Consider the following 17,587-nt stretch of genomic DNA (forward strand, 5'->3'; position numbering starts at 1 on the left):
CCGACCCGGGGCGCAGCGGCGGCAGCGGGCTCCCGGGCATGCGGGCCCGTGCCGAGGCGGTGGGTGGCAGTCTGGTCGCCGGGCCGACGCAGGACGGTGGTTTCCTCGTGGAGACCCACGTGCCGCTGTCCGGGCGGCCCGCCCTCACGACGACGGAGGCCACCGCATGACGATCACCGTCGTCGTCGTCGACGACCAGGCGATGGTGCGCCAGGGGATCGGTGCCCTCCTCGGTGCCCAGCCGGACCTCCAGGTCATCGGCGAGGCGAGCAACGGCGTCGAGGCGGTGCGTGAGGTGGCCCGCCTCCACCCGGACGTCGTCCTCATGGACGTCCGGATGCCGGAGCTCAACGGCATCGAGGCCGCGGCGACCATCCTCTCCGCGCCCTCGCCCACCCGCCCGAAGGTCCTCATGCTGACGACGTTCGACGTCGACGACTACGTCTACGAGGCGCTGCGGATCGGCGCGAGCGGGTTCATGCTCAAGGACGCCCCGGCGGAGGAGCTGGCCCGCGCCGTGCGCGTCGTGGCGGCCGGCGACTCGCTCCTCGCGCCGAGCATCACCAAGCGCTTCATCGCCGACGCGATTCGACGGCATACCTCCCTCCCCAGGGCCAGCTCGGCCCTCGCCGAGCTGACGAGCCGCGAGCGCGAGGTCCTCGAGCTCGTCGCGGGCGGGCTCTCCAACGGCGAGATCGCGGGCCGGCTCTTCGTCGCCGAGCAGACCGTCAAGACGCACGTCTCCCGAGTCCTCGCCAAGCTCGGCCTGCGCGACCGGGCCCAGGCCGTCGTCTTCGCCTACGAGCACGGGGTCGTCACCCCGGGTGACTAGCCTGCATCCCACGATGGGATTCAATCTGAACACCACCTTGGTATGCTGGACGGCATGTCGACGCAGATCTCCGTCCGCCTCGACGACCGGCTCGTCGCCGAGCTGGACCGCCTCGTGACGTCCGGCCAGGCGACCTCGCGGGCCCAGGTCGTCGAGTCCGCGCTCGAGCGGGAGCTCCGCCGCCGCCTGTACGAGCGGGACGCCGAGATCTACCGCACCCAGGGTGAGGATCCCGAGGTGGAGGAATTCCTCGTCTGGGCGAGCAGCCGCCCCCGACCGGATCTCGACGACTGATGCGAGCGATCCATGTGGCGCATCTGGACAAGGCACGGCCCGTGCTCATCCTCACGCGCGAGATCGTGAGCGCCAGCCGACACTGGGTGACCGTCGCCCCCATCACCTCGACGGTCCGCGGTCTGGGATCCGAGGTGCCCGTAGGGGTTGCCAACGGCCTGGACCATGAGTCGGTCGTCAGCTGTGACGCCGTGGAGACGATCCCGGTGTCTGACCTCGGGCGACAGATCGGCACCCTCCTCGACGACCAGGAGCGAGCGCTCGCGGCGGCGATCCGCTACGCCTTCGACCTGGTCGGATGACCCCTCGGCCACCGATAGCCTGGACCCGCACCGCACGCCGCCCTCCGGGAGTCCCTGAATGCCCACGCACGATCCCGTGCTGACCGTTGTCGAGGGCGGCACCGCTCTCTCCGCGTTCCGGGCCGCGGCCCTCCTCGCCCGGCTCCAGAGCATCGCCCCCGGGGTCACCGGCGTGTCCGCCCGGTACGTCCACCTCGTCGCGAGCGACGGCCCGCTCGAGGGCGACCGGCTCGACACGGTGACCCGGCTGCTCACCTACGGGGAGCCGTATGCCGAGCCGCCCGGAGCGCCCGAGTCCCTCACCACCCTCGTCGTCGGCCCCCGTCTCGGCACCGTCTCCCCGTGGTCGTCGAAGGCGACGGACATCGCCCGCTCCTGCGGCGTCCCGATCGAGCGGGTCGAGCGGCTCACCGCCTACCGCATCGCCTCGGACGCACCCCTCACCCCGGAGGAGTGGCGGGCGGCCGCCGACGTCCTCCACGACCGGATGACCGAGTCGGTCTTCGCCGAGGTCGCCGAGGCGGGTGCCCTCTTCGAGGAGCGGGAGGCCGTGCCGATGGAGCGCGTCGACGTCCTCGGCCAGGGGCGCGCCGCGTTGGAGAGCGCCAACACGGCATACGGGCTGGCCCTGTCCGACGACGAGATCGACTATCTCGTCGAGGCGTTCGGCGGACTGGGACGCAACCCGACCGATGTCGAGCTGACGATGTTCGCGCAGGCGAACTCCGAGCACTGCCGGCACAAGATCTTCAACGCCGACTTCGTCGTCGACGGCGAGCCGCAGGCACGGAGCCTGTTCGGCATGATCCGCCACACCGAGGCGGTCGCCGGCGAGGGCACGATCGTCGCCTACACGGACAACGCCTCGGTCATGGCCGGTGGTACGCGACAGCGGTGGCTCCCCGAGACGCCGGACGGCCCGAGCCGGTACACCGGGCGCGACACCGAGGTCCACGTCCTCATGAAGGTCGAGACGCACAACCATCCGACCGCGATCAGCCCCTTCCCGGGCGCGGCGACCGGCGCCGGCGGCGAGATCCGCGACGAGGGTGCGACCGGGCGGGGCTCGCAGCCCAAGGCCGGGCTCACCGGGTTCGCCGTGTCCAACCTCCACCTGCCCGGCACGTCGGAGCCGTGGGAGAGCGAGGTTTACGGCGCGCCCGACCACATCGCGACCCCCCTGTCGATCATGCTCGACGGGCCGATCGGCGCGGCGGCGTTCAACAACGAGTTCGGCCGGCCGGCGCTCGGAGGATTCTTCCGGGTCTACGAGCAGACCGTCGACGGCGTCCGCCGCGGCTATCACAAGCCGATCATGAGCGCCGGCGGCCTCGGCACGATCGACGCGGACCAGACGGAGAAGGTCGCCTTCCCCGCCGGCACCCTGCTCGTCCAGCTCGGGGGGCCGGGGATGCGGATCGGCATGGGCGGCGGGGCGGCCTCCTCCCTCGCGGCGGGCGCCAACGCCGCCGAGCTCGACTTCGACTCCGTCCAGCGGGGCAACCCCGAGATCGAGCGGCGCGCCCAGGAGGTCATCAACCACTGCTGGTCCCTCGGCGCCGGCAACCCGATCCTCGCCGTCCACGACGTCGGCGCGGGCGGCCTCTCGAACGCCTTCCCCGAGCTCGTCGACGGTGCCGGTCTCGGCGCGCGGTTCGACCTCGCCGCCGTGCCGCTGCAGGAGAGCGGGCTGTCCCCGAAGGAGATCTGGTGCAACGAGAGCCAGGAGCGCTACGTCCTGGCCCTCGCGCCGGAGTCCCTCCCGCTCTTCGCGACGCTCTGCGACCGGGAGCGCTGCCCGTATGCCGTCGTCGGCGTGGCCAGGTCCGACGGCGAGCTCGTCCTCGCCGAGGACCCGGCGGACGGCTCGGCGGGCTCGGAACGCTCCATCGACATGCCGATGGAGGTGCTCCTCGGCAAGCCACCGCGGATGACGCGCGACGTGACCCACATTGAACGCCGCTCTCCCGCATACGATCTCGACGGGTTGGACCTGCGAGAGGCGGCGTATGCCGTGCTGCGGCACCCGACCGTCGCCTCCAAGCGGTTCCTCGTGACGATCGGCGACCGGACGGTCGGGGGGCTGACCCATCGCGACCAGATGGTCGGGCCGTGGCAGGTGCCCGTCGCCGACGTCGCCGTCACCCTCGCCGACCACGTGGGGCTGGCGGGGGAGGCGATGGCCTCGGGCGAGCGGATGCCGCTCGCCGCCGTCGACGCGCCGGCCTCCGGGCGGATGGCGGTCGGGGAGGCGCTGACCAACCTGCTCGCCGCGCCCGTCGCCCTGCGCGGCGTCAAGCTCTCGTGCAACTGGATGGCGGCGTGCGGGGAGCCGGGGGAGGACGCCGCGCTCTACGACACCGTGCGGGCCGTCGCCCTCGAGCTGTGCCCGGCCCTCGGCATCTCGGTGCCCGTCGGCAAGGACTCGCTGTCGATGCGCACCCGGTGGACCGATGCGGAGTCCGGCGCGGTCCGCCAGGTCACCTCGCCGGTGTCGCTCGTCGTCACGGCGTTCGCCTCCCTCCCGGATGTGCTCGGCACCCTCACGCCGCAGCTGCGCCCCGACTCGGCGCTCGTCCTCGTCGACCTCGGGGCGGCCCGGGACCGGCTCGGCGGCTCGATCCTCGCCCAGGTGGGCGGATCGTTCGGCTCCACCGTTCCCGACCTCGACGACCCCAGCCGGCTCACCGCCCTCGTCGACGGCGTGAACGCGTTGCGTGACAAGGGGATCGTCACGGCCTACCACGACCGCTCCGACGGCGGCCTCTGGGCGACGGCGTGCGAGATGGCGTTCGCCGGCGCGCTCGGCCTCGAGCTCGAGGTGCCCTCCGTCGCCGCCCTCTTCAGCGAGGAGCTCGGCGTCCTGCTCGGGGTCCCGGTGGAGCGACTCCCCGACGTCCTCGGCACGCTCGCGGCGCAGGGGCTGGAGGACCTCGTCTCCGTCGTGGGCCGCACGACGGACGACCGCCGGATCCAGGTCGCCGTCGGAGGCGAGGCCGCCCTCGACGAGCCGGTGCGCGATCTCGCCCAGGCGTGGGACGAGGTGTCGTGGTGCATCTCCCGGCTGCGTGACAACCCCGCGTGCGCCGACGAGGAGCATGCGGCGTTCGGTGCCGACGAGGGCGGGCTCGTCGTCCGGCCCACCTTCGACCCGACCGACGATGTCGCGGCCCCCTACCTCAACCTCGGTGCCCGGCCGAAGGTCGTCGTCCTTCGCGAGCAGGGTGTGAACTCCCACGTGGAGACGGCCTTCGCGTTCGACCGGGCCGGCTTCGCGGCCTACGACGTCCACATGACCGACCTGCAGGCCGGCCGCTTCGACCTCTCGGACGCCGTGGGACTCGTCGCGTGCGGCGGCTTCTCCTACGGCGACACGCTCGGCGCGGGCGAGGGGTGGGCGCGGTCGGTGCTCTTCGACGAGCGGCTCACCGAGGCCTTCCACGACTTCTTCCACCGGCCGGACACCTTCGGCCTCGGGATCTGCAACGGGTGCCAGATGTTCGCGGCCCTCGCCGATCTCGTCCCCGGCGCCGAGGCGTGGCCGCGTTTCACCCGCAACCGGTCCGAGCAGTACGAAGCCCGGCTGTCGCAGGTGGAGATCCTCGAGTCCCCTTCGGTGTTCTTCCGCGGCATGGCCGGGTCGCGGCTGCCCATCGCCGTCGCCCACGGCGAGGGGTATGCCGACTTCTCCGCGCGCGGCGACGAGGGCTCGGTCGTGCCGGCCGTCCGGTACCTCGACGCGGCGGGTGCCCCTGCCACGCTCTACCCCGCGAACCCCAACGGGTCGCCGGGCGGGCTCACCGCCGTGACGACCGTCGACGGGCGGTTCACCGCGATGATGCCGCACCCCGAGCGCGTCCAGCGCAACGCCCAGCTCTCGTGGACGAGCGGCCCTGTGGAGCAGGAGAGCCCGTGGCTGCGGATCTTCCGCAACGCCCGGGTCCACGTCGGCTGACCCGGCCGACCCGCCGCTGAGGTCCCCGAACTATGGGCTAGACTCTACACATGCGTATGCACATAGAGCTCGACGATGACCTCGTCGCGAAGGTCGACGCGATCGCGGGTGCACGCGGTCGGTCGGCATTCGTGCGCTCCGCAGTGGCGCGGGCCGTGGAGCAGACGCGCCGCGACGAGCGGCTCCGAGTGGCGGCTGGAGCGATTCCCGACACCGGGCACGACTGGGACGGCGACCCGGCCTCGTGGGTGCGGCAACAACGCCGTTCGGACGCCCGTCGCGCCGGCTGAGGATCGATGCTGCACGTCCTGGACTCGACCGTCCTCATCGACTTCCTTCGTGGCCGGCCCGCCGTCGCGCGGGTTGCGCAGGTGCGCGCGCGAGGCGATGTGCTCGCCACGACGGCCGTCAACGTCGAGGAGATCGTCCGGGGGCTGCGGCCGAGCGAGACCGATGCGGCGCAAGCCCTCTTCGAGGGCCTCGACGTCCTGCCCGTCAACGGGGCTGCCGGGTGGACGGCGGGCGCCTGGCGCAGGGAGTTCGCCCAGCGCGGAGTGACTCTCTACCAGGCCGACTGTCTCGTGGCGGCCGTGACGCACGGGGCGGGTGGGGTCCTCGTCACGGGAAACCCCAAGGACTTCCCCATGCTCGACGTCGTCCACTGGCCCGTCGGGACGTGATCGCCCCGTGGGGTGGCACGATGCCGGTATGCCACCCCGTCGCCGGATCGACCCCGTCGCGGGCGAGGCGGCGGTCGCCGCGTGGCGGGCCGACCACGACGTCGACCGGCCGACTCTCGCGACGGCCGTGCGGTTCACCCTCGAGGAGCTGGGGGCTCGCGCACCGGGGCGCAGCGTCGAGGTCCGGGTTCCCCCGTTCGGTGCCGTCCAGTGCATCGCGGGCCCGCGGCATACCCGCGGAACCCCGCCCAACGTCGTCGAGGCGGACCCGCAGGCGTGGCTCGAGGTCGCGACGGGCGAGCGGGGTTGGGCGGAGGTCGCCGGCACCGAGCGGCTCCGGATGAGCGGCACCCGCGCCGACCTGTCCGCTCTCCTCCCGCTCGTCGGCGTGTAGGTCCCGCTCACCCGTGTCCCACTCGGGCACCCCTCACTCGGACGGAGAAGTTGCGTTCGGACGGAGCAACATCTCCGTCCGAACGCAACTTCTCCGTCCGTGTGGAGTGCGGCCGACCACCAAGGGGCGGGAGTGCGGCCGGCCACCCAGGCAGGCACACCCTAGGGTTACGGGCGTGACGCGCCTCAACGAGTTCGGCCAGCCCGTCGGTGACCCCGTCGAGTGGTCCGCTGCCACCTTCCCTCCTGCCGTCGCGCTGGCGGGCCGCCACGTCGCCCTCGACGAGCCGATGGCTCCCCAGCACGCGCAGGCCGTCGTCGACCGACTCGCCCCCTATCCGGACCTGTGGACCTACCAGGCCGAGGACGCCCCGGCGTCGGTCGACGAGGCTGCCGCCGTCATCTCCGCCGCCGTCGCCGCGCCCGACACGGTGCCGTACGCCATCGTCGACCGGCCGGGCGGCGAGCTGCTCGGCCGGGTGTCGTACCTGCGCATCCAGCCCGGGCTCGGGTCCATCGAGGTCGGCGGCATCATCTACGGGCCCGGACTGCAGCGGACGACCGGCGCGACCGAGGTGCAGCATCTCCTCATGCGGCACGCGTTCGACGACCTCGGCTACCGACGCTACGAGTGGAAATGCGACAGCCTCAACGCGCCCTCCCGCTCGGCGGCCCTGCGCCTCGGCTTCGTCGAGGAGGGGACGTGGCGCAACGCGTTGATCTACAAGGGACGCAACCGGGACACGACGTGGTTCTCCGTCACCGACGCGGAGTGGCCGACGGTGGGGGCCGCCTTCGAGGAGTGGCTCGCCGACGCCAACCGGGACGCGAGCGGGCAGCAGCGCCGATCCCTCGCCGAGATCAGGACGGCCCTGCGCGCGGGGTGACCTGCAGACGGCCTGGCGCCCGCCCTACCGTTCGCCAGCATCCTGCGTGCGGCAGAGGATGTCGCACGTGCCGAGAAGATGTCGTCGCGGGCGTCGTTCGAGGACAACAACTCGGCACGTGCGAAGACGGACGGCGCGGACCGGGGCCCCGCTGGGTGGAGGTATCCGGTGACCTTCCGGTGATGTCGTGATACCCCGACCCCTGGAGCGCCGCATGCGCCGCGGGGAGAGGGCTATGCGGACAGGGCCGCGTAGCCCCGCCCCACGGCGACGTCGACGACGGCGTCCGGGAACGGCACGATGCCTCGGGCGGCGGCCCGGGCGTCGGGCAGTGCGAGGCCCGCGGCGAACGCGGCCGTGATCGCGGTGGCCATCTCGGCGATGGAGTCTCGTTGAGCGGCAACGAAGCTCACGTCGACCGGTATGCCATGCCCCGGGACCACGCTCGTGTCGCCCGGGAGGTCTGCGAGGTGTGCGGTCAGGGTGGCGGCCCACTCGAGGAGGTGGCTGTCCGAGCCGAACGACGGCGACGCCGACTCCTCGACGAGGTCGCCGAGGAAGACGACGCCGGCGTCCCCGACCTGGACCGCGATGTCGCCGTCCGTGTGGCCGCGACCGGCATACGAGAGGGTGACCATCCGCGAGCCGAGGTCGAGGACGGCCGATCGCGCGAAGGTGACGTCGGGCATCCGCAGCGGCGTCCGGAGCAGGTCGGACAGGTCGTCGGCCGAGTAGCTCTCCCCTTCGACGGCGGACGGACCGTTGGTCAGCTCGGCCCGCACCTGCTCCCGTATCGAGTCCCGGTGCGCCGGCAGCGAGACGCCGACCGCGTCGTGGGCATACACGGTCACCGGGTCGAACGCGCCCGCGCCGAAGGTGTGGTCGAAGTGCACGTGGGTCGCCGCGACGGCGACGACGCGCCGGTCACGGAGCACGGGCCGCAGATCGTCGAGGGCCTCGCGACCCTGCCGGAGCGAGGCGCGGGTGTCGACGACGAGCGCCCCCGAGCTCCCGACGACGACCCCGACGTTGACGTCCCACTGCGGGTACCGGCCGACGTAGACGTCCTCGCCGACCTCGACGAACCGGGTCATCGGTCCCGCCCGCTCGCCTCGTAGACCCGGCGCACGACGTCCTCGATGTCCGGCTCCTCGATCGTCAGGTCGCGGACCTCGGCCCGGGAGGCCACCGCGGCGAGCACCTGCGCCGCCGTCGTCGCGTCCGCGTCGAAGGCGAGGCGCTGCCGGATCCCGCCGCCGTCGCTCATGAGATGCACGGTATGCGGGATGCCGACGAGATCGGGGGACGGGGCGAGGAGGTCGACGACGAGCTCGCGCCGGGCACCGACCGTGCGGGCCAGGCCCGCGAGGTCGCCGTCGTGGACGGCTCGCCCGTGGTCGACGAGGACGACCCGGTCGCAGAGGCGCTCGATGTCGCCCATGTCGTGGGTCGTGAGGAGCAGCGTCGTGCCGTGGGCTGCTCGTTCGGCGAGGAGGAACTGCCGGAGCCGCTGCTTGGACAGCACATCGAGCCCGATCGTCGGCTCGTCGAGGATGACGAGCCGCGGTCGGTGGAGGAGTGCGGCGGCGACCTCCGCACGCATCCGTTGGCCGAGCGAGAGCTGGCGGACCGGGGTGTCGAGGTAGCCGCCCATCTCCAGACGCGCCACGAGCTCCTCCTCGCGGGCGGTCGCGTCGCTGGGCCGGAGCCGGTGGATGGCGGCGAGGATCGCGAAGGACTCGCGCACCGGCAGGTCCCACCACAGCTGCGACCGCTGCCCGAAGACGACGCCGACGTGCCGGGCGAGGATGCGCCGGTCGCGCACGGGGTCGAGACCGCACGTGCGCACCGAGCCCGCGGAGGGCACGAGGATCCCGACGAGCATCTTGATCGTCGTCGACTTCCCCGCGCCGTTCGCGCCGATGTAGCCCACCGCCTCTCCGGCGTCGACGCGCAGCGTGAGATCGTCGACGGCGGTCAGCGCGGTCCGGCGCAGGGAGCGCAGGCCTCGGCCGGCACGCCGGGTGAAGACCCGGGTGAGCCCCGTCGTCTCGATGACGATGTCCGGACCATCGATGCTCATCCGCCGCCTCCTTGGTAGTGCCGGACGCCGCTGCGCCACATGACGAGGCCGAAGACCCACATCCACACCGCGAACACCGGCGTGCACCATCCCAGCCAGGCCGGCAGTCCGGCCGGCGCGGGAAGGCCGAGGAGCACGAGGGTCGGGACGTACGCGGTCATCGCCATGGGGAACACGTAGCCGAAGAGGACCGTGAGCGGAGCCGACCACACGGCGGCGACCTGCGTCGCGGCATACCGGCCGCCGTAGACGACGGAGTTGGTCAGCTCGGAGCCGGCGACGACGAAGAACTGGACCCCGGCCGCCCACACGTAGGTCCCCGCATACGTGATCGCCGCGCTGACGAGGGTCATGAGGAGGAGGGCCACGTGGGTGGGTGACCACGCGATGTCGTTCGCGCGGAGGCCGACCACGAGGGCGCCGAGCCCGACGGCCGCACGGGTGAGGCGGCGCAGCGAGATGTCGCTCGTGACGAGCTGGAGCAGGAGCGGCTGCGGCCGCAGGTAGAAGACGTCGAGGGTCCCGAGGCGCAGGTAGGTCGCGAGGTTGTCGACGTGCCCGAAGACGAGTGACGCGAGCGACCACGAGAGGTCGCCGATGCCGAAGACGAGGAGGATCTGCCGGAAGTCCATGCCGCCGATGACCGGTGCGTTGTGGAAGAGGAGCCACACCTCGGCGAGCTCGACGAAGCCGACGACGAACGAGCTGAACAGGTCGATCCCGAAGTTGAGCCGGTAGCTTCGCTGGGAGCGCATCCGGGAGGCGAGGACGACCCGGTAGGGCCGGCTGCGATCGGCGAGACCGAGACGACGGGGCCGGTATGCCGTGGCCCCGGTCCGCGATGAGTCAACCACCCTGCACCTCCAGGCGCCGTCGCCCTGCCGCCGTGAGGAGCTGGCCCGCGGCGAGCGTGACGAGGAGCCACCCGAGCTGGATCCCGAAGAGACCGGTCGCGCTCGGCCCGTGGATGCGGCCGCTGAGGATGTCGATCGGGTACATCATCATCGACGGGAACGGCGTGGCCTCGGCGATACGCAGCAGCCAGGACGGGAAGAACGCCACCGGCACGAAAAGACCTGCGAGGAAGCCGGATACCACCATGTAGAGGACCTGGACACCCCGGGTCTCGACGAGCCAGAACCCGCACGCGTTGACGGCGTACGCGGTGGCGTGGGAGATGACGATGCCGACGAGGAGGCTGAGCAGTCCGAGGAGGTACGGCCCCGGTGAGGTCGGCATCGTCATGCCGACGACGAGGGCGCCGATCGCGACGCTCGGCAGGCCACGCGGCACGAGGGTGAAGACGGCCCGCCCGACCTCACCGGCGAGCGCGGCGCCCTGCGGGCTGATGGGCCGCGCGAAGTCGACGGCGACGTCGCCGGACTTGATGCGGTCGGCGAAGTCCGTGCGACCGTTGAGGTTGACCGATCCGAGGAGGCCCTGGGAGAGCCAGACGTATGCGCTCATCGCGCCGACGTCGTAGCCCCTCAGCTCACCGCCGGCGGCCTCGACGGTCGCGAAGAGCATGGCGGCCTTGAGGAAGCCGAAGGTGGCATTCGTGACGAGCCCGCCGAGGGCCGCGAGCCGGTACGTCGACTGCTGCCGGACACCCGCGACGAACAGTCGCCAGTAGGGCCGGACGGTCGCGCACACAAACGCAGCAACCTAGCATTCGCGGCACCTCGTCACCAGACCACAGACCCCCGCGCTCGGGCGCGCCGCAGCGCCGGTCGGTTCATGGAAGATGTTGGGGGACGGCGACTTTCGCCGGGCTGGCGGTTCGGCACCCGATCGGGGCAAGAACACCATCCCGCGGCTGCGACGGGTGACTCGATCGACGTGACATCCGACGGCGTGATGGACGTGCGTCCTGGTCGTGGACGCTGTGACTGTCGCGCCCCGGCCCCACCAATACTTCGGCGCTGGAGATGGTCACACCTTGAACTGTTGGAGGGACCGCGGGGCGGAAGAAGGGTGCGGTGAGCCGCGACGTTGACGCCGCCCTCCGTCTCCTCGGCACCCAGGTGCGTCTCGGGCGGACCCGTCGTCGCTGGACCAGGAAGATCTGGAGTGGCTGATCGGCGCGTCCTCGGGGACGGTCGCGGCCATCGAGAGGGGTCGCCGGCCACCTCCATCGGGCTGGCTCTCGCGGCCATGACGGCCGTCGGCCTCCCGTTGTTCGATGAGGACGCCGCGCAGGTGCGCCGGTCGCTGGGAGCCAACGAGCAACTGCTCGCCGCGCTGCCGAAGCGGGTGCGCACACTGGCTGACGGGGATGGCGACGATGGCGACGTCGAGTTCTCGTCGCGTCGGTCGGCGCTCATGTCAGCCGGTGATCTGTCGGTGATCTCTCCCGGTGACCTCGGGTCAGGGGCGTTCGCCGGGATAGACGACGCCGAGGTCGCGGCGCACGGCGTCCATGGCCGCCATGACGCGCAGGGTGGTGTCAAGGGGCAGGAGGGGTGACTCGGTCCGGCCCGCGGTGATGCACCGGGCCACCTCGGCCGCCTCGAAGTGGAGGCCGTGATCGCGGCTCGGCGGCTGCCACGTGTCGAGGACGCCACCCCGCGTCGCGAGGGTCAGGTCCGACGGCCCGTAGAAGCGGTCGCCGTCGACGTCGATCCGCGCGAGCGACCCGACGACAGAGGCGGTCGTCGGCGTCTTCGCGAGCATCGTCGCGTGGAGCACCCCGAGGGCGCCACTCGGTCCGACGACCGTCATCGCCTCCTGCGCGTCGACCCCCTCGGCGGTGAGGGCGCCGACCGTCGACACCGACTCGAGACCGCCGAGGACGAGATCGGCGAAGTGGAGCGGGTAGACCCCGAGGTCGAGGAGCGCACCACCGGCGAGGACGGGGTCGGCGAGGCGTCGCGGGCCGCCCGGGTGGAGCGGCTGCCCGTGGTCGGCGAAGACGGTGACGAGGTCGCCGAGCAAACCTTCCTCGAGGCTGCGCCGGATGACGTCGACGTGGGGGAGGAACCGGGTCCACAGGGCCTCCATGAGGAACAGCCCTCTGCTGCGGGCCCGTTCGACCATCTCCAGCGCCTCGGTGCGGTTGCGGGCGAAGGCCTTCTCGACGAGGACGTGCTTCCCGGCGTCGAGGGCGAGCAGGGTCTGGTCCCGGTGCTCCGAGTGCGGTGAGGCGACGTAGACGACGTCCACCGACGGGTCGGCGACGAGCTCGGCATACGAGCCGTATGCCGTCCCGATCCCGAACTCGTCGGCGAAGGCTCGCGCCCGGCCCAGGTCGCGGGAGCCGACGGCGACGATCTCCTGCCGCGTCGCGGCGCGCAGCGCGGCGGCCATCGTCCGGGCGATGCCACCGGGCGCGAGGATTCCCCACCGCAGGGGTGGCGCGTCCATCGGGTCGGGCGTGCGGGGCTCGGGGAGCGTGAGGGTCGTTGTCACGACGCCCATTCTGTCGGGCCCACCGGCCGGCTGCTGTCGGGCGCACCGGCCGGCCCGGCGTGCCAACCCGCCCGGCGTGCCGGCCGGCCCGGCGCGCCGTCGCGGTCGGCATACCCTCGGTCCATGCGAGTCGGCGTCATCATCCTTCCCGAGTACCGCTGGCCCGAGGCCGCGCCGCGATGGCGGGAGGCGGACGCGCTCGGCTTCCACCACGCCTGGACGTACGACCATCTCGTGTGGGGCGGGCTCGTCGGCGCGCCGTGGTTCGGGGCGCTCCCGACGCTCACCGCGGTCGCGACGGTGACGACGCGGGTGCGCCTGGGGACGTTCGTCACCTCGCCGAACTTCCGCCACCCTTACCCCTTCGTCCGCGACCTCCTCACCCTCGACGACGTCTCGGGCGGCCGGGCGATCGCCGGGCTCGGCACCGGCGGCGACCTCGACAGCCGGATCCTCGGCGAGTCGCTGAGCGTCCGGGACCGGGTCGCGCGCTTCCACGAGTTCGTCCCCCTCGTCGACCGGCTGCTTCGCGAGGACGACGTCTCCCACGAGGGAGCGTGGTTCACGACCGTCGACGCCCGGACGGCACCCGGACCCGTGCAACGTCCTCGGGTCCCCCTCGTCGTCGCCGCGAACGGCCCGCGGTCCCTGCGTCTCGCGGCCCGCTACGGCGACGGGTGGGTGACGAGCGCCCATGGGCGGCGCGAGACCCTGGAGTCCTGGTGGAGCGCCGTCGCGGCGTCGGCGCAGCGCTTCGACGAGGCGAGGGAGGCCGTCGGCGAGGAGGCGCTTGTCGATCCTGTCGACCGTCACCTCGCGCTCGACGCGGCGCCCGTCTACGCCTTCGAGTCGGCGGACCTCTTCGAGGAGCTGGCGGGACGCGCGCAGGAGCTCGGGTTCACCGACGTCATCGCGCCATGGCCCCGTGCCGAGGGCGTGTATGCCGGGCAGGAGTCGGTGGTCCGCGAGGTCGCCTCCCGCCTGCTCACCTGACGCGCCGACTCGACGCCGCAAACCATCAGGGAACCTGCCGCCGAAGGCCGAGAAAGCATCGCTTGTCCTGCGGTGACGGCGTATCGCATGCTGGGTCGGAACCCCGCATACCGCATCCCCGGCAGGAGAGCACGATGACCCTCACGTCGACCCCCACCACCGACCTGGCCGACCGGGCGCGCGCGAGCCTCGATGCGCTCGGCGCCGTCGTGCCCGAGGGCAGCGGACTCACGGCCCGGACCGCCCTGCACGCCGAGACCCTGTTCGACCTGCCGGTGCACACCGCCGCCGCCGTCGCCGGGGCCGTCGAGCGTGCCGAGGCCGCTTTCCTCGCCTGGCGCGAGGTGCCGGCGCCCCGCCGCGGCGACGTCGTGCGCCGCTTCGGCGAGCTGCTGCGCGAGCACAAGGACGACCTCGCCGACCTCGTGACCGTCGAGACGGGCAAGATCGTGTCCGAGGCGCGCGGCGAGGTCCAGGAGATGATCGACATCTGCGACTACGCCGTCGGGCTGTCGCGGCAGCTGTGGGGCAAGTCGATCGCCTCCGAACGCCCCGGGCACCGGCTCGCCGAGACGTGGCACCCGCTCGGTGTCGTCGGTGTCATCTCCGCCTTCAACTTCCCCGTCGCCGTGTGGGCGTGGAACACGGCCGTCGCCCTCGTCTGCGGCGACCCCGTCGTGTGGAAGCCATCGGAGCTCACGCCGCTCACCGCCCTCGGTGCCTCCGCCATCCTCCGGCAGGCCATCGAGGAGCAGGGCTACTCGCCCGACCTCAGCCAGGTCGTCCTCGGTGGACGGGAGGTCGGGGAGGCGCTCGTCGACGACCCCCGGGTCGCCCTCCTCAGCGCGACCGGCTCGGTGCGGATGGGCCGCGAGGTCGGTCCGCGGGTGGCCGCCCGCTTCGGGCGCAGCCTCCTGGAGCTCGGCGGCAACAATGCCGCCATCGTCGCCCCGAGCGCCGACCTGAGGATCACCGTCCCCGGGGTCGTCTTCGCCGCGGCCGGCACGGCCGGTCAACGGTGCACGACGCTGCGCCGCCTCATCGTCCACCGGTCGGTCAAGGACGAGGTCCTGCGCCGTCTCGTCACCGCATACGAGAGCCTGCCCATCGGCGACCCGTTCGCCGACGGCACCCTCGTAGGGCCGCTCGTCGACGCCCGGGCCGGTGACGCCTTCGAGGCGGCCGTCTCGAAGGCCGTCGCGCAGGGCGGCAGCGTCCTCGTGGGCGGCGAGCGGGCGAGCGTCGACGGTCTCACGGGGACGTTCGTCCGGCCGACGATCATCGACATGCCGGCCCAGGAGGGCATCGTCATCGAGGAGACGTTCGCCCCGATCCTCTACGTGCTCACCTACGACGACTTCGATGAGGCCATCGCGCTGAACAACGGTGTGACACAAGGACTCTCCTCGGCCGTCTTCACCCAGGACCAGCGCGAGGCGGAGCGGTTCCTCTCCGCCGCGGGGTCGGACACGGGCATCGCCAACGTCAACATCGGCACCTCGGGCGCGGAGATCGGCGGCGCCTTCGGCGGGGAGAAGGAGACCGGCGGTGGGCGCGAGTCGGGCTCCGACTCCTGGCACGCCTACATGCGGATGGCGACGAACACCGTCAACTACTCCACGGAGCTGCCTCTCGCCCAGGGCGTCACGTTCCTCGACTGATCCCCCCGTCCTTGGACGTGCACCCACCGGATCCGGCCCGCAAGGAGTCTCGTATGCCGTCAGCGCCGTCGCCGGGTCCCCTCGCGACCCCCGATCCCTCCGCCGACCCGGCGGCCGTCGCGGGCCCGGGCGACATCGCGGAACCGACGAGCGCGCCGCCGGTCCGGCGCACCGCCCGTCCTCTCGCCGAGCTGCCCGGGGACCCCCTCGCCCTGGACCCCGAGGAGATGCGCCGGCTCGGCTACTGGGTCGTCGACCAGGTCGTCGCCCATGTGGCGGGGAAGGGCTCCGGCCCGGCGGTCCGGGTCGGCGATCCCGGCGACCTCCGGTCGACGCTCGGCGGGCCTGTGCCGTCCGAGCCCGGTGACGTGCAGGCGGCGATGGAGGCCCTCGTCGACGTCGCCCTGCCGCACATGCAGCACGGCGACCACCCGCGCTACTTCGCGCGGGTGCCGGGCCCGTCGTCGTTCCCGGCGGTCCTCGGCGAGTGGCTCGGCACCGGGCACCAGGCCATCGCCACCTCCTGGGGCGGCGGTTCCGGGCCGGCGACGGTCGAGCTCGTCGTCTGCGAATGGCTCGCGTCGGTCCTCGGGCTCCCGGAGTCGACCGAGGGCGTCCTGCTCTCCGGTGGCTCGATGGCGAACGTCACCGCCCTCGTCGCGGTCCGGGCCGTGCTCGGCGAGGGCGTCGCCTACCTCTCCGACCAGACCCACTCCTCGATCGCCCGGGGGCTCCGCCTCCTCGGGTGGTCCGCGGAGCAGATCAGCGTCGTCCCGACCGGCGAGGACCTGCGCCTCCCCGTCGAGGAGCTGCGGCGGCGGATGGCCGCCGACCGGGAGGCGGGGCGTCGGCCCCTCGTCGTCATCGCGACGGCCGGCACGACGAACACGGGCACCGTCGACCCGCTCGAGGACCTCGCCGACCTGTGCGCCATCGAGGACGTCTGGCTGCATGTCGACGGCGCCTACGGTGGCCCGGCCGCCCTCTGCGCCCCGGGTCGAGACGAGTTGGCCGGCATCACCCGCGCCGACTCCGTCGTCCTCGACCCGCACAAGTGGCTCTTCCAGCCGTATGACGTCGGGTGTCTCCTCGTGACCCGGCCCGGGGTGCTGGAGCGGGCCTACACGATGAACCCCGAGTACCTCGCCGACGTCACGGCCGGCACCGGGGAGGTCGACCTGCGCAACCGGAGCCTCGAGCTGTCCCGCCGGTCGCGGGCCCTCAAGCTGTGGCTCACCATGCGCGGCTACGGGACCCGGGCCCTCGCCGATGCCGTGGAGCGCGGGATCGCGCTCGCCGAGCATGCGGAGGGGCTCCTGCGCGCGGACCCGTTCTGGGAGGTCGTCACGCCGGCCCAGCTCGGGGTCGTCACCTTCGCCGCCGTGGGCGCCACCGGCGAGGACCATACCCGGGCCGCGGCCGCCCTGTCCGACGACGGGTATGCCGCGCTCACGACGACGACCCTGCACGGCCGGTCGGTCCTGCGCCTGTGCACGATCAACCCTGCGACGACCGGCGCGGATCTCGAGGGGACGCTGACCCGCCTCGCCGCATACCTCTGACGCTTGCCGCGCGGCTCCCCGCCGGCGACCCCAGGGCGGGTTCGCGTGGAGCGCACGTCCGCGCACGCCGCTGACGTCGGTCCCGGCCCGGCTGGTCGGCTCGTTGGCCGGGTCCCGGCTCCGTGCGCTGTCCTATGCTCGGGCCGTGGACCGGCCCCGTGGCGTGCCTGCCGCCTTCGACGTGCGGACCCTCGTGTTCCTCCTCCGGCCCGAGAACCCGCCCGACCTCGCCGAGGAGACGCTCGCGGACCTGCAGCGACGGCACCTCGCCTACGGAGCGGACCTCGCTGCGCGCGGCATCACCGCGGCGAACGGGCCGATGCGGCAGCAGACCGACGAGCGGCTGCGCGGGATGTCGGTCTACACGGTCGGCGTCGAGGAGGCCCTCGCGACGGCGCGCGAGGATCCGATGGTGCGCGCCGGATGGCTCACCGTCGAGGCGGCGCGGTGGTGTGTCGCCGAGGGCCGCATCGCGTTCCCGCAGTACCCGCGGCCCGTCGGCGAGGTCGTCCCCTTCGAGGAGCTCGACGACTGAGC

General features: G+C 72.7%; 18 protein-coding genes. 13 read left to right on the forward strand and 5 right to left on the reverse strand.

The window, feature by feature from the left end:
• Positions 1-166 precede the first annotated feature (166 nt).
• The 8 genes from BN12_RS00005 (at position 167) to BN12_RS00040 (ending at position 7,343) form a co-directional block, all read left to right on the forward strand.
• Positions 167-832, forward strand: a complete 666-nt coding sequence (locus BN12_RS00005) for a response regulator (RefSeq protein WP_048549494.1) — start codon at positions 167-169, stop codon at positions 830-832.
• Positions 833-886: 54 nt separating this feature from the next.
• Entirely contained in the window at positions 887-1,126 is a 240-nt protein-coding gene (locus BN12_RS25940; protein WP_048555822.1) for a ribbon-helix-helix domain-containing protein, read from the forward strand.
• A complete protein-coding gene (locus BN12_RS00015) occupies positions 1,126-1,428 on the forward strand; it encodes a type II toxin-antitoxin system PemK/MazF family toxin (protein ID WP_048549495.1) in 303 nt (100 codons plus the stop codon). The genes BN12_RS25940 and BN12_RS00015 overlap by 1 nt, the downstream gene beginning before the upstream one ends.
• A gap of 58 nt (positions 1,429-1,486) precedes the next feature.
• A complete protein-coding gene (gene purL, locus BN12_RS00020; RefSeq protein ID WP_048549496.1) occupies positions 1,487-5,383 on the forward strand; it encodes a phosphoribosylformylglycinamidine synthase in 3,897 nt (1,298 codons plus the stop codon).
• Positions 5,384-5,433: 50 nt separating this feature from the next.
• On the forward strand, positions 5,434-5,673 hold the full coding sequence (locus BN12_RS00025) for a type II toxin-antitoxin system VapB family antitoxin (RefSeq protein WP_083454271.1): 240 nt from the start codon (positions 5,434-5,436) through the stop codon (positions 5,671-5,673).
• A 6-nt stretch (positions 5,674-5,679) separates the two neighbouring features.
• Positions 5,680-6,063, forward strand: coding sequence for a PIN domain-containing protein (locus tag BN12_RS00030; protein ID WP_048549498.1), 384 nt, complete (start codon positions 5,680-5,682; stop codon positions 6,061-6,063).
• Between the two features lie 28 nt (positions 6,064-6,091).
• Positions 6,092-6,457, forward strand: coding sequence for a sterol carrier family protein (locus tag BN12_RS00035; protein WP_048549499.1), 366 nt, complete (start codon positions 6,092-6,094; stop codon positions 6,455-6,457).
• Between the two features lie 175 nt (positions 6,458-6,632).
• Positions 6,633-7,343, forward strand: a complete 711-nt coding sequence (locus BN12_RS00040) for a GNAT family N-acetyltransferase (RefSeq protein ID WP_048549500.1) — start codon at positions 6,633-6,635, stop codon at positions 7,341-7,343.
• A 233-nt stretch (positions 7,344-7,576) separates the two neighbouring features.
• Here the strand turns inward: BN12_RS00040 and BN12_RS00045 are convergent, their stop codons facing one another.
• The 4 genes from BN12_RS00045 to BN12_RS00060 are packed head-to-tail and all read right to left on the reverse strand — an operon-like array spanning position 7,577 to position 11,079.
• Entirely contained in the window at positions 7,577-8,437 is an 861-nt protein-coding gene (locus tag BN12_RS00045) for an MBL fold metallo-hydrolase (RefSeq protein ID WP_048549501.1), read from the reverse strand.
• Positions 8,434-9,426 (reverse strand): ABC transporter ATP-binding protein, encoded by a 993-nt coding sequence (locus BN12_RS00050; RefSeq protein WP_048549502.1) that lies wholly within the window; start codon positions 9,424-9,426, stop codon positions 8,434-8,436. The genes BN12_RS00045 and BN12_RS00050 overlap by 4 nt, the downstream gene beginning before the upstream one ends.
• Positions 9,423-10,280: an ABC transporter permease gene (locus tag BN12_RS00055; RefSeq protein ID WP_048549503.1), complete on the reverse strand. Its 858-nt coding sequence runs from the start codon at positions 10,278-10,280 to the stop codon at positions 9,423-9,425. The genes BN12_RS00050 and BN12_RS00055 overlap by 4 nt, the downstream gene beginning before the upstream one ends.
• Positions 10,273-11,079 carry an ABC transporter permease gene (locus BN12_RS00060; RefSeq protein WP_048549504.1) on the reverse strand — a complete coding sequence of 269 codons (807 nt, stop codon included), beginning with the start codon at positions 11,077-11,079 and terminating at the stop codon, positions 10,273-10,275. The genes BN12_RS00055 and BN12_RS00060 overlap by 8 nt, the downstream gene beginning before the upstream one ends.
• A gap of 417 nt (positions 11,080-11,496) precedes the next feature.
• On the opposite strand from BN12_RS00060, the gene BN12_RS25945 reads away from it, so the two are divergent.
• Positions 11,497-11,892, forward strand: a complete 396-nt coding sequence (locus tag BN12_RS25945) for a hypothetical protein (protein WP_048549505.1) — start codon at positions 11,497-11,499, stop codon at positions 11,890-11,892.
• Here the strand turns inward: BN12_RS25945 and BN12_RS00070 are convergent.
• Positions 11,794-12,843 carry a Gfo/Idh/MocA family protein gene (locus BN12_RS00070; protein WP_048549506.1) on the reverse strand — a complete coding sequence of 350 codons (1,050 nt, stop codon included), beginning with the start codon at positions 12,841-12,843 and terminating at the stop codon, positions 11,794-11,796. The genes BN12_RS25945 and BN12_RS00070 overlap by 99 nt on opposite strands.
• Positions 12,844-12,957: 114 nt before the next feature.
• Between BN12_RS00070 and BN12_RS00075 the strand changes: the two genes are divergently transcribed.
• The 4 genes from BN12_RS00075 (at position 12,958) to BN12_RS00090 (ending at position 17,585) form a co-directional block, all read left to right on the forward strand.
• Positions 12,958-13,827: an LLM class flavin-dependent oxidoreductase gene (locus BN12_RS00075; RefSeq protein ID WP_048549507.1), complete on the forward strand. Its 870-nt coding sequence runs from the start codon at positions 12,958-12,960 to the stop codon at positions 13,825-13,827.
• Between the two features lie 134 nt (positions 13,828-13,961).
• Entirely contained in the window at positions 13,962-15,488 is a 1,527-nt protein-coding gene (gene amaB, locus BN12_RS00080) for an L-piperidine-6-carboxylate dehydrogenase (RefSeq protein ID WP_048549508.1), read from the forward strand.
• Positions 15,489-15,541: 53 nt separating this feature from the next.
• On the forward strand, positions 15,542-17,050 hold the full coding sequence (locus BN12_RS00085; protein WP_083454272.1) for an aminotransferase class I/II-fold pyridoxal phosphate-dependent enzyme: 1,509 nt from the start codon (positions 15,542-15,544) through the stop codon (positions 17,048-17,050).
• 145 nt (positions 17,051-17,195) lie between these two features.
• Positions 17,196-17,585, forward strand: a complete 390-nt coding sequence (locus tag BN12_RS00090; RefSeq protein ID WP_162233000.1) for a YciI family protein — start codon at positions 17,196-17,198, stop codon at positions 17,583-17,585.
• Positions 17,586-17,587: the final 2 nt, after the last annotated feature.

This window comes from Nostocoides japonicum T1-X7 (assembly GCF_001046855.1).
Taxonomy (GTDB): Bacteria; Actinomycetota; Actinomycetes; order Actinomycetales; family Dermatophilaceae; genus Nostocoides; species Nostocoides japonicum.